This is a genomic window from Streptosporangium fragile, from assembly GCF_039534445.1.
In the GTDB taxonomy this organism is placed as follows: domain Bacteria; phylum Actinomycetota; class Actinomycetes; order Streptosporangiales; family Streptosporangiaceae; genus Streptosporangium; species Streptosporangium fragile.
In genome coordinates, this window is the sequence record NZ_BAAAVI010000004.1 from 110,149 (window position 1) to 124,811 (window position 14,663).

Genomic DNA, 14,663 nt, shown 5'->3' on the forward strand with positions numbered 1-14,663 from the left:
GGGGGCGGCCGGAGCCGGGGACGAGCCGTCAGAAGGCCTGCGTGTCGGTCTTCACGTGCTTGCGGGCGAAGTCCAGCTGCACCGCCATCTGGGCGATGCGCTCGGAGACGACCAGCGAGCCGTGGCCCGCGTCGTACCGGTAGACCTCGTGTTCGTGGCCGCGTCCGGCGAGCCGGGCCACGTACGCCTCGATCTGGCCGATCGGGCAGCGCGGGTCGTTCTCCCCGGCCAGGATCAGCACCGGGGCCTCGACCTGGTCGACGTAGGTGATCGGGGAGCAGGCGACGTAACGCTCCGGATACTCGGCGGGTGAGCCGCCCATCAGCGCACGGTGGTAGGAGCGCAGCGCCTCGGTCTCCTCCTCGTACGTGGCCGCGTGGTCGGCGATCGGCACCGCGGCGATGCCCGCCGCCCACGTCTTGGGCTGGGTGCCCAGACCGAGCAGGGTGAGGTACCCGCCCCAGGAGGCACCGGCCAGCACCAGCCGGTCCGGGTCGCAGACGCCGCGCTCGACCATGGCGTCCCTGACGGCGGCCACGTCGGACAGCTCGATGTGCCCGACGTCGCCGGACAGGGCGTCGCGCCAGGTCGAGCCGTACCCGGTCGAGCCGCGGTAGTTGACCCGCACGACCGCGAAGCCGAGGTCCACCCAGGCGGCCACCTGCGGGACGAAGGAGTCGTCGTCCTGCGCGGTGGGCCCGCCGTGCAGCAGGAAGACCGCGGGGAACGGACCCGAGCCGCGCTCGGGGCGGGAGACCAGCGCGTGGATGCGGCCGCCCGGCCCTTCCACGTCGACGTCCTCGACCGGGACGGACGGCGGCGAGGTCGGACCGCCGTGGTTCATGACCACGTGGCCGCTGCTCGACCGGATCACCGGCGGGTGGGCACCGCTGGACCAGGAGTACTCGACGGAGCCGTCCGGGCGGGGCGCGGCGGCGTCGATCACGCCGTGCCGGGTCTCGATCGGGTGGAGCGCGCCGCCCGCGAGGTCGTAGCGGGTCAGGGTGGTACGGCCGCGGTGGCCCCGGACGACGAGCAGGGACCGCCCGTCGTCGTACCAGTCGGCGGTGATCTCACCCGGGTCGCGCAGCCAGATCTCCCGCTGCTCGCCGCTCTCGGGGTCCCAGACCAGGGGTTCGCGGCGGCCCCTGCGCTCGTGCAGGGCGAGCAGCCGCCGGTCGCCCGCCACGGGCGCGAAGCGCACGCCCACCACGCCCCTGCCGGGGCCGTCGTACAGGTCGCCGACGGTGTCACCGTTCCGCCGGAGCACGCGCAGCGCGGGATGCCGGGAGTCGCCGTGCTCGCTGTGGCCGATCGCGATCAGGGAGCCGTCCAGGGAGACGGCGGAGACGGAGACGGCCTCGGTGTGCTCGTAGATCGTGCGCGGGGGCTCGCCCGGCCGGAGGAGATGGACCGTGAAGCCCCGGCCGGGCCTGGCTACGCCGATCACGGCCTCCCCCGTCGAGGCCAGCCCGATCCCCGCGGGGAAGCCGGGATCGAGGTCGACCGGCTCGTCGGGGCCCCCGCCGAAGGGCTGGCGCATCCACCGGCCCCACTCGTCGCCGTCGGTGTCGGAGAACCACCAGATCCACCGTCCGGTGGGGTCGATCGCGGCGTGCGAGGTGCCCTTGGGTCTGGAGGTGGCCTGGCGTACGGACCCGGCCACGCGGTCCCAGGCGTAGATCTCCCAGGCTCCCGAGGCGTTGCTCCGGTAGACGGCCCTGCCGGGCGCCTGGCGCGCCCATACGGGCAGCGTCACGCGCGGCGCGCGGAACCTGGCCTGCCAGCGCTCCTCCGCCTTCATATGGCGCTTCCCTCCGTCAAGGCAGTGGCTTCACGCGTCCAGACGCGGGCTCGCCGGATTGCGGTCCAGTATGTCGCCTTCAAGAGCTAATTGCTTGAGTAATGTGTGGAATTCAGGACTAAATGCCACACCAGTAACACTGGTCCCAGAGAGGGTGTCAAGCGCGTCGCTTGCTTATCGGCGGCGCTTAAAGATAGACATACGGAAAGAAGCTGTTACAAGGCTTGTCTCAGGAAGATCTTCGATCTTTCTCCGCATAACTTCCTTATCCAGATGCCAGGCGCTGGGGCCCATGCCCACCACGGCCTCGACCGCCTCGTGCCCGAGGGCCGCCTCGAACTCCAGGGTGCTCCGGCCGGTCTCGACGAAGTGGTCGCTCAGGCTCTCCGCCACCCGCCGCTCCTTCGACTCGTCCACCGACAGCAGCCCCAGCCGCTCCACCAGCGGGACGAGGTGCCGCGAGGTGGGCGTGACCACGATCAGTTCGCCGTCCTCCTTGAGCACCCGGGCGAACTCCGCTCCGTTCCGGGGGGCGAACACGTTGAGAAGCACATCGACCGTGCCGTCTCCCACGGGGAGCGGCCGCCACACGTCGGCCACCACCGCTCCCAGCCGGGGATGCGCCCGCGCGGCCCGCCGCACGGCGTTCTTGGAGACGTCCAGCGCGAGCCCGACGGCCTCCGGCAGCGCGTCGAGCACCCGGGCGAGGTAGTACCCCGTCCCCGCCCCCGCGTCCGCCGCCACCTTCGCGTCGTCGCGGCACGCGCCGGTGACGGCCTCCGCCAGCGGGCCGAAGTGCCCGGCGCCGAGGAACGCCTCCCGGGCCGCCACCATCGCCGCGCTGTCGGCCGTGCCCGGCGCCTGCGACCCGGTCAGCAGGCTGACGTACCCCTGCCGCGCCACGTCGAAGCCGTGGCCCAGCCCGCACCGGACGACCCGGCCGTCCAGGTCCAGAGCGCCCGCGCAGACGGGGCAGCGAAGGTAGGCGACGACATCGACCAGCATTCCCCCATCATCTCGCGGCCCGCCGTCGCTCCGGGGACGGCAGCGCGCCGGCCAGGCCGGATGATCATGCTCTACCCTGGGGCGGGAGGACGTGGTGCTCCGCCGCGGCCGGCGCACTGCCACGTCGACGTCTTCCAGGCCGAGACCGCCGCGGCCGGTCGCGCCCCTCCGGCGCGACGGCCGGCAGCGCGTCACCTCCGGACCGCCCGGAGCACGGTCGACCGATTCCGAACGGGAGAGCGATGTCGCACCAGTCCGCAACGGTCGCCGGGGTCGAGGTCTTCCCACTGTGCGACGCCGTGGGCCCGATGGGCGACGCCATCCGGCGCCCGCTGCCGGAGATGTTCCCCGGCGGCTGCCACGGCGAGTCCGGCGAGTGGATCCTGCACTTCCACTGCTACCTGCTGCGCGACGCGGCCGGCCGCGCGGTGCTGGTCGACACCGGCATCGGCCCCGCGGACTCGCCCGCGTCGAGCTGGGCGCCGGTGCCCGGCAGGCTGGGCGCCGAACTGGCGCGCGTGGGGGTGACTCCGGAGGAGGTGGACGCCGTGGTCATCACCCACCTGCACAGCGACCACGCGAGCGGGGCGGTGGCCGGCGGGGCGCCGGTCTTCCCCAACGCCCGGCACGTCCTGCAGCGCGCCGAGCTGGACGCGGCCACGGAGGCCGTCCTCGACCACGTCGTCCGGCCGCTGGGCGAGCGGGTGCAGGCGGTGGACGGCCGGGCCGACGTGCTGCCCGGCATCCGGGTGCTCCTCGCGCCGGGGCACACCCCCGGCCACCAGGTCGTCCAGGTCGGCGACCTGGTGCTGACCGGGGACCTGGTGCTCCACCCGGTGCAGCTGGAGAACCCGAAGGTCCCCTACCTCTACGACGCCGACCCGGTGCTGGCCGCCGCCACGCGCGTGGAGTTGCTCGACCGGGTGCGGGCGGAGCGGGGGATGATCGGCACAGCCCACTTCGCCGAGCCCTTCATCAGGCTCGCCTGACACGGGCGCGTCCGGGCCCCGCCGGACGGGCGAGGGGCGCGGTTCGCCGGGCGGGCGCGACCGGGGGGCATCGGCCGGGTGCGGCCGGAGTTCATCCGGCGGGCGTGGCCGGGGTCACCGGGCGGGTGCGGCCGGGCTCGCCTCACCACCGCGGCCGGGGTCACCGGGCGGGCGCGGCGGTCACGCGCCGGCTTCGGCGGCCAGCAGGAGGCGCCGTGCCTTGCCGCGGTAGCGGAGGACCTGGACGGCGCCCAGCGCCCAGATCGGGTACTGCATGGCGAACGCCCACCGGAAGGCGTCGAGGTCGTTCCCGCCCAGCGCGTCGAGGGTGGCGCCGACCAGGGCGATCACCGACATCGACGCGACGAAGCCACCGCCGTTCACGATGCCGGTGGCCGCGCCGATGCGGGTGGCCGGGTTGAAGGTCCTGGCGTAGTCGAAGCCGATCATCGATCCGGGGCCGTTGGCCGCGAGCACCACGACGAGCATCACCAGCAGCCAGAGCGGTGCCTGCCCCGGCCAGGCCAGTACGACGGTCCACGCTCCTGCGGTGGTGCCGATCACGATGAGCACCATCCGGGAGCGGTGGAACGGGAACCGCCCGGCGAGGTAGCCGAGCAGCGGCCCGCACACCATGCCGCACAGGGTCAGCGTGGTCAGCAGCACGCCCGCCGTCTCCGGGGCGAGGCCCTGGCCCTGGACCAGAAACGGATATCCCCACAGCAGCAGGAACGCCGCCGCCGAGCACTGGGTGGCCGCGTGCGTCCACATGCCCAGCCGGGTGCCCGGCTCCGCCCAGGCGGCCTTCAGGCTGGGCGGTTCCGCCGTCCGCTCGGGCCGGGAGTCGCGCAGCACCGTGAGGAGCAGCAGCACCGACACCACGCCCAGGACGGCGGCGCCGAGGAAGGTGGGCGTCCAGCCGTAGGTGTGCAGCGAGTGGATGAGGGGCACCGCGGAGGCGACCGCGCCCAGCTGGCCCAGCAGGCCGGTGAGCTGCACCACCAGCGGGTTCCTGCGGGCGGAGAAGGACAGGTTGACCAGCCGGATCACGCTGATGAACGTCATCGCGTCCCCGCAGCCGATCAGGGCGCGGCCCGCGATGCCCGGCAGCAGTCCGCCGGCCAGCGCGAAGACGAGTTCGCCGCAGGCCATCACCGCGGCCCCGAGGACCAGCATGCGTTTGGAGCCGAAGCGGTCGACCAGTATGCCCACGGGGACCTGCATGCCCGCGTAGACCAGCAGCTGCAGCATGGCCAGGATGGAGAGGCCGGCCGCGCTGATGTCGAGCCTGGCCGCCGCCTCGATGCCGGCGACGCCGAGCGACTGGCGGTGGAAGACGGCGATGACGTAGGCCAGTACACCTGTGGCCCAGAAGAGAACTGCCTTGGACCCGGGTGTCATGGGATGAATATTACATTTGGGGATTTTTCACAATGTCATCGGGCCCCGGGAGGACGCGAAGAAACGGAAGACCCATGAGGGCCGGGCGCCTCGGGCGCGGTCGGCCCGGCCCGCCCGGCCGGAGGCCGGGTCAGCGGCGCGGGTAGCGAATGAGAAGGCTGGCGTGGACGTCCTGGTCGCCGAGGGCGGCGTAGACGTGCGGGACGTCCGACCGCCAGGAGATGTGCTCGCCGGGGCCGGCGCGCAGCGGGGCCCCGGCCGGTCCGGCGCTGAGCGTGCCCGCGAAGACGGTCACGTGCTCGGTGACGCCCTCGTGATGGGCGGGTGAGACCTGCGGTGTCCCCGGGCGGACCGTCAGCCGGTAGAGCTCGTACGTGACGTCCTCGTCCTCGAAGACCTGCAGCAGCGTTCCCCGCACGGCGGCGCCGTGGATGACGGGGTCCGGGGACGGGGGCGCCCCCGGGAGCGCGGGCGGGCCGATGACCGTGGCCAGCGGGACGCCGAGCTCGCGGGTGATCGCCCAGAGGGTCTCCAGCGTGGGGTTGCGGGTGCCGTTCTCCAGGCCGGAGAGCGTGGCCTTGCCGACGCCCGCGCGCCGGGCGAGCTCCGAGAGGGAGACGCCGCGTTCCTCCCGCAGCGTGCGGATCCGCCGGCCGAGGCTGAGCGCCCCGCCGTCCGCCGCGGGACTGGGGCTTTGTGCTCCGGAGTTCATGAGGCTATCGTGCAGCACAACACCGTTCCGTTTACGGAACGGTCGATCGGGCACAGAGGGCCGACCAGTGAGGACGGACGAGATGACACGCCTGCTTCAGCCCGTCCTGGCCGGGGTGGTGACCGCGGTGGTCGGCTTCGCCAGCTCGTTCGCCGTGCTCCTGGCCGGCTTCAGGGCGGTCGGCGCCGACCAGCGGCAGGCGGCGTCCGGGCTGCTCGCCGTCTGCGTGGCCACCGGTGTGGTGGCCGTCTGGCTGGGCCTGCGGCAGCGCCAGCCGATCGTCGTCGCCTGGTCCACGCCGGGCGCGGCGCTGCTGGCCGCGACCGGGGCCGTGGAGGGCGGGTATCCCGCCGCGGTCGGCGCGTTCGCGGTCTCCGGGCTGCTCATCGTCGCCGCCGGCCTCTTCACCGCGCTGGGCCGCTGGATCGCCGCCATCCCCGCCCCGATCGCCGGGGCCATGCTCGCCGGGATCCTGCTCGACCTGTGCCTCGCGCCGGTGAGGGCGCTCGGCGAGGTGCCGTCGGCGGCCGTGCCCACCGTGCTGGTCTGGGCGTTGCTGAGCCGCTACGCCCGCATGTGGGCGGTCCCGGGTGCCCTGCTCGTCGCCGTCATCGTCATCGCGCTGTCCGGGCCCGAGATGGGAGCGGTCGACGCGCGGCCGGTGCTGGAGGTGACCGTCCCGTCCTGGAACGCCCAGGCGCTGGTCACCGTCGCCCTGCCGCTGTTCCTGGTCACCATGGCCTCGCAGAACGTCCCGGGCATGGCGGTCCTGGCCGGGTACGGCTACCGTCCGCCGCTGCGCACCGTACTGACCTCCACCGGCCTGGCCAGCGTTCTGGGGGCGCCTCTGGGCGGTCACGCGGTGAACCTGGCGGCCATCAGCGCGGCCCTGGCCGCCGGGCCCGACGCCGATCCGGACCCGGAACGCCGGTGGATCGCCTCGGTCACCGCGGGCGTGTCGATGATCGTCCTGGGAGTCGGCTCCGGGCTGGCCACCGCGCTCGTCCTGCTCTCCCCGCCGATGCTGATCGAGGCCGTCGCCGGTCTCGCCCTGCTCGGCGCGTTCGCCTCGGCGATCACCTCGGCCGTCGCCGAACCCCAGGGCCGGGAAGCCGCGGCCGTCACCTTCGTCGTCACCGCCTCGGGCCTGACGATCCTCGGCGTGGGCGCCGCCTTCTGGGGTCTCGTCGCCGGCGGGCTCATGACGCTCCTGCACCGCCGGCCCCTCCGGGCCGTGCCGGTCACCGGGTGAACCCGTTCCGCCGCACCGGCGGACATGAGTCCGCCGGTGCGGCGGGGGTGCCGCACCGGCGGAAGGCAGTGCAGATCGGGCTGTGCGGATCGGGCTGTGCGGATCGGGACGCGGGGTCACCGAGTGCCGTCACCGCCGGTGGTCGTCCGGGCGGCCGTGGCGGCCGGCCACCAGCTGGTCGCCGGAGTGCTGGCGGGGCACCTCGACACGCGGGTGGGGCGCCGTGTTCTCCAGCCGGTCGTCGACGCCGTCGCGGTCACGGTCGACCGCGGGGGCGGCGGCCGACGGAGTGGGGGCGGGGGTGGGGGCCTCTTCGAGCTTGCGTTCCAGCTCTCGCTTCTCCTCCTCCAGGCGGGCGACGCGGTCACGGGCCTCCGCGCGCGAGGCGCGGAGCCGGCGACGGCGCACGGCCGAACGCCGCATACCGGCGAGCACGATCGCCAGGCCGAGCAGGAAGACCGCTCCGGTGGCCACACCGGCGAAGAACATCTCCAGCTGGGTGAGCTGGAACGTCCGGTCGAAGACCGTGAACGACGCGGTGGCGGTCGAGGCTGCGGTCTCGTCCCACGACACCGCGATAACGGTCGCGCCCGCGAGGACGATCAAGAGTAGTCCGAGCACTATCATCTGACCTCACCTCAGGCTTCGTCTGTTGTGGTACCTCCTGCTGCCCGGCAGGCAGGGGATTATTCGCGGGGCCCCGGCGGTTCTGCGGGAACGCGACGCACAGATCGACCGCGAACGCGACGGACGTCGACGTCGTGGTGATCGGAGTCGCGAGAGAGGCCGGGACGCAGGAGATCGGAACGCGGGCTAGTGTTGACGGGCATGGACCGCACCCGCCTGTACCGCAACGGCGTGCTGAAGGCCGAGGGCTTCCCCATCGCGGACGTCTCCGAGTACGTGGGAGACCAGTCCGCCGTCGTCTGGTTCGACCTGTGCTCTCCCACACCGGCGGACCTCGCGGTGATCAGCGAGGAGCTCGGCCTCCACCCGCTGGCCGTCGAGGACGCGCTCCACAGCAGCCAGCGTCCCAAGCTTGACACCTACGACAGCCACCTGTTCATCACCGTCTACGGCACGAAGCTCGTCAGGCAACGGGTCGAGTTCATCGAGATATCGATCTTCGTCACGAAGAACGCCCTGGTCACCGTCAGGGCCAACCCCGCCTTCGACATCGGCGAGGTGCTCAGGCGCTGGGACGCCACCGCCGACATGGCCAGGTACGGCGTGCCGTACCTGCTGCACGGCCTGCTCGACACCGTGGTGGACGGTTACTTCGACGTGCTGCAGACGATGGACGACCGGATCGAGAAACTGGAGGACGACCTCTTCCAGGACACCCCCCGGGACATGCCGCACATCCAGCGCCGGACCTTCGAGCTGCACAAGAAGCTGGTGCGCTTCCGGCGGCTGGCCGTGCCGGTGCGCGAGGTCGTGGGGAGCCTGCTCCGCCGGGGTACCGAGACCGTGAGCTCCCCGCTGGTCCCGTACTACCAGGACGTCTACGACCACGCCCTGCGCGCCGCGGAGTGGGCCGACTCCCTGCAGGAGCTGACGGCCAACGTCCGCGACACCCACATGAACCAGCAGGGATTCCGGCTCAACGACATCATGAAGAAGATCACGAGCTGGGCGGCCATCATCGCGGTGCCCACGATGATCACCGGCTTCTACGGGCAGAACGTGCCCTACCCCGGCTTCGGCCACCCGCTCGGCTTCTGGACGTCCACGATCGCGATCGTCGTGGGCACCGTCCTGCTCTACCGGGCGTTCCAGAAGCGGGGCTGGTTGTAGCGCCCGGCCTTCGCCGGGGCGGCGCCCCCGACCGGGACCGTCCCCGCGCCCCGCGCTCGTGCGCCGAACCGCCCGTGTCGGCAAAGGGATTTCCGGGAACCGGTCAAGCATGGGCCGGTGGACCCTCCGGGAGGCATAGGTGAGCGCGCGGGGGGTGGTCACCGTGGTGCTGGGCGCCGCGGTGCTCTTCTCACTGACGAAGCACGACGACACCGGGGCGAAGGCCGCGCCCCCGGCGGCCGCCGCGCCGCTGGACAACCCGCGCGGCACGCGGCCCGGCCTGGCCCCCGTCACCTCGGCCGCCGACCGGGCCGCCGCGGTCAAGATGATCAAGAAGCTCCGGGTCGCGCGGATGGGGCCCAAGACCGGATACCGCCGCACCAGGTTCGGCGAGAACTGGGCCGACACCGCCAGGGGCGTGCCGTACGCCCGCAACGGCTGCGGTACCCGCAACGACCTGCTCGCCCGTGACGGCGAGGACGTCCGCTACCGGGCGGGATCCGACTGCGTCGTCGTGTCCATGAAGCTGCGCGACCCCTACACCGGCCGGGTCATCCGCTGGAGCAAGCGACGATCCGACGAGATCCAGGTCGACCACGTGGTCCCGCTGTCGTACGAGTGGCGGATGGGCGCCTCCCGCTGGCCGATGTCCGAACGGATGCGCATCGCCAACGACCCGCTCAACCTGCTCCCGGTCTACGGTGACGCCAACGAGGCCAAGGGCGGCTCGGGGCCGGCCTCCTGGCTGCCCCCGGTGCGCAGGGTCCGCTGCGCCTACGTCGTCCGCTTCGCCCAGGTGGCCCTCAAGTACGACCTGCCGGTCACCCGTGCCGACAAGAGGGTCATGCTCGCCCAGTGCCGGTAGACCCCGGCCGGTGCCGCCGGGTGGGCGGTTCCGGCCGAGCCGGCGAGTCCGGCTCGGGCGGGGCGGCCGGCCGGTCCCGGGCGGGGCGGTCCGGTCAGAAGCGGCGGAGCAGCGCCTGCTTGGCGGCGGTGAACTCCTCCTCGGTGAGCACGCCGTCCCTGCGCAGCTCGCCCAGCTCGCGCAGGCGGCGCAGGAGCGCGTCCGGGTCGTCACCCGGACCGGTACCGGGGCCGGGATCGGACGCGGGCGCCGGGCCGGGGGTGTCGAGGGCGGCCGGCTCGCGGGCGGCGGCGGGGTGCGGCAGGCGGGACAGGACCGCGGAGACGAACAGCGCCGCGGTGCGGGTCTCCTTGTCCAGGCCCCACAGCACCAGGCAGTGCGGGTCGTGCTTGGGAGCGAGCTTGTGCGCCGTCACGTTCCTGACCCGGAAGCGGAGGTGCCCGCTCTCCAGGCCCGCGGCCGGGACCCACTCCACGCCGAGCAGGTCCCCGAGCGGGAGCCGCTGCACGCCGGCCGACTTCTTGGCCTCCTCCGCGGCCCAGTTCCACTCCAGGCGGATCGACTCGCCGTCGAACGTCGCCGAGCCGTCGCCCGCGGAGAGCACGGGCGGCATCCCCGGGCCCGGCATCAGGTAGCGGTCGGTGGGGCCGTCCGGCACCTGCTCGATCACCAGGGCGTTGCGCACCTCGTCGACGAAGTACTGGGCGGCACCGGTGCGGTCGGTTTCGACGGCCAGCTGGTAAGGGTCGGCGGCGTCGGCGATCCGGCCGCGGGTGGCCTCGGCGAACGGGTCGGCGCCCTCGCGCAGCCGGAGCCGCAGCCGCCCGCCCTTCTTGCCGGGCTCGTAGGCGATCCCGGCGACCGCCTCCAGCGGCACCTGCACCTCGCCCAGCATCTGCCTCAGCTTCTTGACGCTCCGGTCACGGCCGGGCACGATCCGCAGGATCTCGCCGTCGAACGTCCACGTCCCGTCGCGAACCATGACCTCCGCCATACGGGAGATCTTATGGCGATCCCTCCCGCGCGCCGGGTCACGGGCACGTGACCTGGTCACCGCCCGGTTTCTGATCGGCCGGGGCGGTCTTCTATCCTTCGGAACCGGCCCTCGACCATCTTCGGAGCCGATCCCGACCAGGGAGCCGATCCCGACCAGCAGGCGAAGGAACTCTCGTGACCTCTCCGGCTCTTCCGGCCCTGTCCCTCGACGAGCTGACAGCCCAGCGGGACCAGGCGCTGCGCGACTACGAAGCACTCGTGGAACGCGGCCTCTCCCTCGATCTCACGCGGGGCAAGCCCTCGGCGCGGCAGCTCGACCTGTCCGGCGGTCTGCTGGCCCTGCCCACCGGCCACACCGCCGCCGACGGCACCGACTGCCGCAACTACGGCGGGCTCCAGGGCCTCCCCGAGCTGCGGGAGATCTTCAGCGGCCCGCTCCAGGTGCCCGCCGCGCAGCTGGTCGCCGCGGACAACTCCAGCCTGTCGCTGATGCACGACTCGATCGTGCACGCCCTGCTCGGCACGGTGCCCGGGGCCGAGCGCCGCTGGGCGGACGAGCCGCGCATCGCGTTCCTGTGCCCGGTCCCCGGTTACGACCGCCACTTCGCGCTCTGCGAGCGGTTCGGCATCGAGATGATCCCCGTGCCGATGGACGACCAGGGCCCCGACATGGACGTCGTGGAGCGTCTCGTGCTCGCCGACCCGCAGATCAAGGGCATCTGGTGCGTGCCCAAGTACAGCAACCCCAGCGGCGTCTCCTACGGCGACGAGACGGTCCGCCGGCTGGCGGCCATGCCGACCGCCGCCCCCGACTTCCGGATCTTCTGGGACAACGCCTACGCCGTCCACCACCTCACCGACACCCCGGTGGAGATCGCCGACATCCTGGCACTGTGCGCGGAGAACGGCCACCCCGACCGCGTCTTCGTCTACGCCTCCACCTCCAAGGTCACCTTCGCCGGCTCCGGGGTCTCCTTCTTCGGCTCGTCCCCGGCCAACGTGGCCTGGCTGCTCGGGAACACCGCCAAGCGCACCATCGGCCCCGACAAGATCAACCACCTGCGCCACGTGCAGTTCCTCCGCGACGAGAAGGGCCTGGCGGAGCACATGCGCCGCCACCGGGAGCTCATCCGGCCGAAGTTCGACGCGGTCGACGCCATCCTCACCAAGGAGCTCGGCGGCTCCGGCCTGGCGACCTGGTCCACCCCCCGGGGCGGTTACTTCATCAGCCTCGACGTGCTCGAAGGGTGCGCGCGCCGGGTGGTGAGCCGGGCCGCGGAGGCGGGCATCGCCCTGACCCCCGCGGGTGCCACGCACCCGTACGGCGACGATCCGCGCGACAGCACCATCCGCATCGCCCCGACCTACCCCGAGCTGGACGAGGTGGAGCTCGCCATCTCCGGCCTGGCCACCTGCGTGCGCCTGGTCGGGATCGAGAAGCTCCTGGAACAGGCCGGCCAGGCCGGCTGACCCCGTTCCTCCACCGTCCCGGCGCCCCGCCCGGCCGGACCCGTCACCGCGCGGTCCCGGCCGGGCGGGGCATCGGTATCGAGTTGCTTTATCGAACCGGGCCTGTGTTATAAGAAACTCAGATGCGAGAAGAAAACCGGGATCGAGAAAGCCGTCGTGGCCGGTCGTAGCTATGGGCAGTTCTGCGGGCTCGCCCGGGCCCTTGAGATCGTCGGAGAGCGCTGGGCGCTGCTGATCGTGCGCGACCTCCTCGTGGGCCCGAGGCGCTTCACCGACCTGCGCCGGGGGCTGCCCAGGATCCCGACGAACATCCTCTCCGGCCGTCTCAAGGAGCTGGAGCACGCCGGGGTCGTCCGGCGCCGCGTCCTGCCCCGTCCGGCGGCCTCGGTCGTCTACGAGCTCACCGAGTACGGCCGCGAGCTCGACGACATCGTCCTGCGGCTCGGCCGCTGGGGCGCCAGGACACTCGGCGAGCCCGGCCCCGAGGACGTCGTCACCCCCGACTCGCTGGTCATGGCCCTGCGCGCCACCTTCAGCCCCGAGGCGGCCGGCGGGTCCCGGGTGTCCTACGAACTCCATGTCGGCGAGACCGTCGTCCACGCGCACGTCGACGGCGGCGTCCTCAAGGTCGGGGAGGGCCCCCTGACCGGGGCGGACCTCGTCCTGGAGGCGGGGCCCGGGCTCAGGCGTCTGATGGCCGGTGAGATCGGCCCCCGCGAGGCGATCGAGACCGGCGCCGTCCGCGTCACCGGCGATCCCGCCCTCCTGGACCGGTTCGCCGGGACCTTCCGGATCGGTCCCGCCCCGGTCACCCCCTCCGCCTGATCCCGCGCCGCCCTCGCGCCGGCTCCCGGTGCCGTTCTTCCGCGCCCACCGGCCTGGCCGGCCCCGCCCGGCGGCGGGGCCGGCGCTCAGTAGAGGTGCTCGGCGGTCCCGATCAGGGCGGGCTCCTCGATGTGGGTGGGGAGCAGTCGCACGCCGGTGGCGCGCTCGGCCAGGGCGAAAGCGGTCAGGAGGTAGTGCTCGTCGGGGTCGTCGAACTCGTTGAGGGGCATGCCGAGGTCGCGCATGTGCGCCAGCATCCGCTCGGAGCCGCCCCAGCGGGCGTCCGGGCCGTCCGGTTCGAACTGGAGGACGACGCGGCCGTTCTCGGCGTAGACGAACTGCTGGTCGAAGTTGACGTTGCGGAACACCGCCGCCGTCACCGTGTCCCGGGAGAGCCGCTCGGCCACGTGGTCCTGGACGCCCGCGAAGCCGTTGTCCTCGATGAGGATCGTCCCCCCGATCGCCGTGCTCGCGATGATCGGGTACTCGTCGAGGTCGAAGTCGTCGGCGTCCGCCCCCTCGCCGGCGGTGACGCCGATCCGGTCGAAGGCCTCCGCGGGTGTCAGGCCCCTGACGAAGGTGATGCAGAACCCGGAGACTCCCAGGCTGCCGCCGTACTGCTCCTCGAACCAGGCGTAGTCCGCCGCCGTCGCGCCGCTCATCGAAAACTCCCCTCCGGACGGTTCTCCAGGCGGCTGATCTTGGCAGGCGGCCCCGACAGATCCGGATTCGCTGCTTCCGATCCCTCCGATTCGTTCGGCCCATCTGGTCTGTTCGGCTCGTTTGACCTGTCCGGTCCGTCCGGTCCGTCCGGTCCGTTCGGTCCGGGAGGGGGTGGCCGTGCGCGGCACCGCGCCCGCCGGGCGGTCTCCGGCGCCGGGGGAGGGACGGGAATCAGGAGGGTTCGACGACGAGGCGGCCGATGAGCCTGACCGGCAGGCGGCCGGTCCGGACGGGTTCCCGGCGGATGCGGTATCCGGGGAACGCGGCGCGGGCGGCGGCCTCGGCCCGGCGCAGCGCGAACCGGAAGTCGTAGATCCACACCCGGCCGCCGGGACGGAGGACGCGGCGCAGTTCGCGCATGCCTGCGGCGGCGTCCGGCCAGTGGTGCTGGCTCATGCTGGAGACGATCAGGTCGAAGCTCTCGCCGGGGTACGGAAGGTCGGCGACGTCGGCCACGGTGAAGTCGACCCGGTCCCCGAGACCGGCCTCCGCGGCGTTGCGCCGGGCGAGATCGATCATCTCGGCGGACAGGTCGAGGCCCTCGACCCGGAGGGCGGGCAGAGCCCGCGCGATGGCGAGGGGGACCCGCCCGGGGCCGGTGCCCACGTCGAGCACCCGGGTCCCCGCGCCGGGCGAGGCCGCCGTGACGTCGGCCGTGACCCTCGCGTAGAGGGGGCGGAACCCCTGGCTGATCAGCCGGTCGTACAGGCTGCCGTGGTGGAAGAGCCCGAACAGGCTCGCCCGGGCGCGGTGGATGGTGTGCATGGCCGCCCTCCTATAGTTGTACCGAACAACTCTGTGCCACTGAAAGCATAGGACTGATA

General features: G+C 72.8%; 14 protein-coding genes. 6 read left to right on the forward strand and 8 right to left on the reverse strand.

Features of this window, described 5'->3' with window-relative positions:
• Positions 1 to 28 precede the first annotated feature (28 nt).
• Together ABD841_RS04270 and ABD841_RS04275 are read right to left on the reverse strand one after the other, a co-directional pair.
• Positions 29 to 1,804, reverse strand: coding sequence for a prolyl oligopeptidase family serine peptidase (locus tag ABD841_RS04270; RefSeq protein WP_344968037.1), 1,776 nt, complete (start codon positions 1,802 to 1,804; stop codon positions 29 to 31).
• A 174-nt stretch (positions 1,805 to 1,978) separates the two neighbouring features.
• Positions 1,979 to 2,809: a putative RNA methyltransferase gene (locus ABD841_RS04275; RefSeq protein ID WP_344968039.1), complete on the reverse strand. Its 831-nt coding sequence runs from the start codon at positions 2,807 to 2,809 to the stop codon at positions 1,979 to 1,981.
• Positions 2,810 to 3,051: 242 nt separating this feature from the next.
• Between ABD841_RS04275 and ABD841_RS04280 the strand changes: the two genes are divergently transcribed.
• On the forward strand, positions 3,052 to 3,798 hold the full coding sequence (locus tag ABD841_RS04280; protein WP_344968041.1) for an MBL fold metallo-hydrolase: 747 nt from the start codon (positions 3,052 to 3,054) through the stop codon (positions 3,796 to 3,798).
• Between the two features lie 180 nt (positions 3,799 to 3,978).
• On the opposite strand, the gene ABD841_RS04285 is transcribed toward ABD841_RS04280, so the two are convergent.
• Both ABD841_RS04285 and ABD841_RS04290 read right to left on the reverse strand, forming a co-directional pair.
• Positions 3,979 to 5,199, reverse strand: coding sequence for an MFS transporter (locus tag ABD841_RS04285; protein WP_344968043.1), 1,221 nt, complete (start codon positions 5,197 to 5,199; stop codon positions 3,979 to 3,981).
• Positions 5,200 to 5,329: 130 nt separating this feature from the next.
• Positions 5,330 to 5,911, reverse strand: coding sequence for a helix-turn-helix domain-containing protein (locus ABD841_RS04290; RefSeq protein WP_344968045.1), 582 nt, complete (start codon positions 5,909 to 5,911; stop codon positions 5,330 to 5,332).
• Between the two features lie 82 nt (positions 5,912 to 5,993).
• Between ABD841_RS04290 and ABD841_RS04295 the strand changes: the two genes are divergently transcribed.
• On the forward strand, positions 5,994 to 7,163 hold the full coding sequence (locus tag ABD841_RS04295) for a benzoate/H(+) symporter BenE family transporter (protein WP_344968047.1): 1,170 nt from the start codon (positions 5,994 to 5,996) through the stop codon (positions 7,161 to 7,163).
• A 129-nt stretch (positions 7,164 to 7,292) separates the two neighbouring features.
• On the opposite strand, the gene ABD841_RS04300 is transcribed toward ABD841_RS04295, so the two are convergent.
• Positions 7,293 to 7,790, reverse strand: coding sequence for a hypothetical protein (locus ABD841_RS04300; protein ID WP_344968048.1), 498 nt, complete (start codon positions 7,788 to 7,790; stop codon positions 7,293 to 7,295).
• A gap of 201 nt (positions 7,791 to 7,991) precedes the next feature.
• On the opposite strand from ABD841_RS04300, the gene ABD841_RS04305 reads away from it, so the two are divergent.
• Both ABD841_RS04305 and ABD841_RS04310 read left to right on the forward strand, forming a co-directional pair.
• Positions 7,992 to 8,960: a magnesium transporter CorA family protein gene (locus ABD841_RS04305; RefSeq protein WP_344968050.1), complete on the forward strand. Its 969-nt coding sequence runs from the start codon at positions 7,992 to 7,994 to the stop codon at positions 8,958 to 8,960.
• A gap of 139 nt (positions 8,961 to 9,099) precedes the next feature.
• Positions 9,100 to 9,825, forward strand: a complete 726-nt coding sequence (locus ABD841_RS04310) for an HNH endonuclease family protein (RefSeq protein ID WP_344968052.1) — start codon at positions 9,100 to 9,102, stop codon at positions 9,823 to 9,825.
• A gap of 94 nt (positions 9,826 to 9,919) precedes the next feature.
• Here ABD841_RS04310 and ABD841_RS04315 read toward each other — a convergent pair whose 3' ends face one another.
• Positions 9,920 to 10,819 carry a DUF4429 domain-containing protein gene (locus tag ABD841_RS04315; RefSeq protein ID WP_344968054.1) on the reverse strand — a complete coding sequence of 300 codons (900 nt, stop codon included), beginning with the start codon at positions 10,817 to 10,819 and terminating at the stop codon, positions 9,920 to 9,922.
• Positions 10,820 to 10,995: 176 nt separating this feature from the next.
• Here ABD841_RS04315 and ABD841_RS04320 point away from each other — a divergent pair, with 176 nt between their 5' ends.
• Positions 10,996 to 12,291: an aspartate aminotransferase type Ic gene (locus ABD841_RS04320; RefSeq protein ID WP_344968056.1), complete on the forward strand. Its 1,296-nt coding sequence runs from the start codon at positions 10,996 to 10,998 to the stop codon at positions 12,289 to 12,291.
• Positions 12,292 to 12,447: 156 nt separating this feature from the next.
• Complete coding sequence (locus ABD841_RS04325) at positions 12,448 to 13,116, forward strand: winged helix-turn-helix transcriptional regulator (protein WP_344968058.1); 669 nt, start codon at positions 12,448 to 12,450, stop codon at positions 13,114 to 13,116.
• An 86-nt stretch (positions 13,117 to 13,202) separates the two neighbouring features.
• Here the strand turns inward: ABD841_RS04325 and ABD841_RS04330 are convergent, their stop codons facing one another.
• Both ABD841_RS04330 and ABD841_RS04335 read right to left on the reverse strand, forming a co-directional pair.
• Positions 13,203 to 13,778, reverse strand: a complete 576-nt coding sequence (locus tag ABD841_RS04330) for a DUF6461 domain-containing protein (protein ID WP_344968059.1) — start codon at positions 13,776 to 13,778, stop codon at positions 13,203 to 13,205.
• A 232-nt stretch (positions 13,779 to 14,010) separates the two neighbouring features.
• Positions 14,011 to 14,604, reverse strand: a complete 594-nt coding sequence (locus tag ABD841_RS04335) for a class I SAM-dependent methyltransferase (RefSeq protein ID WP_344968061.1) — start codon at positions 14,602 to 14,604, stop codon at positions 14,011 to 14,013.
• Positions 14,605 to 14,663 lie beyond the last annotated feature (59 nt).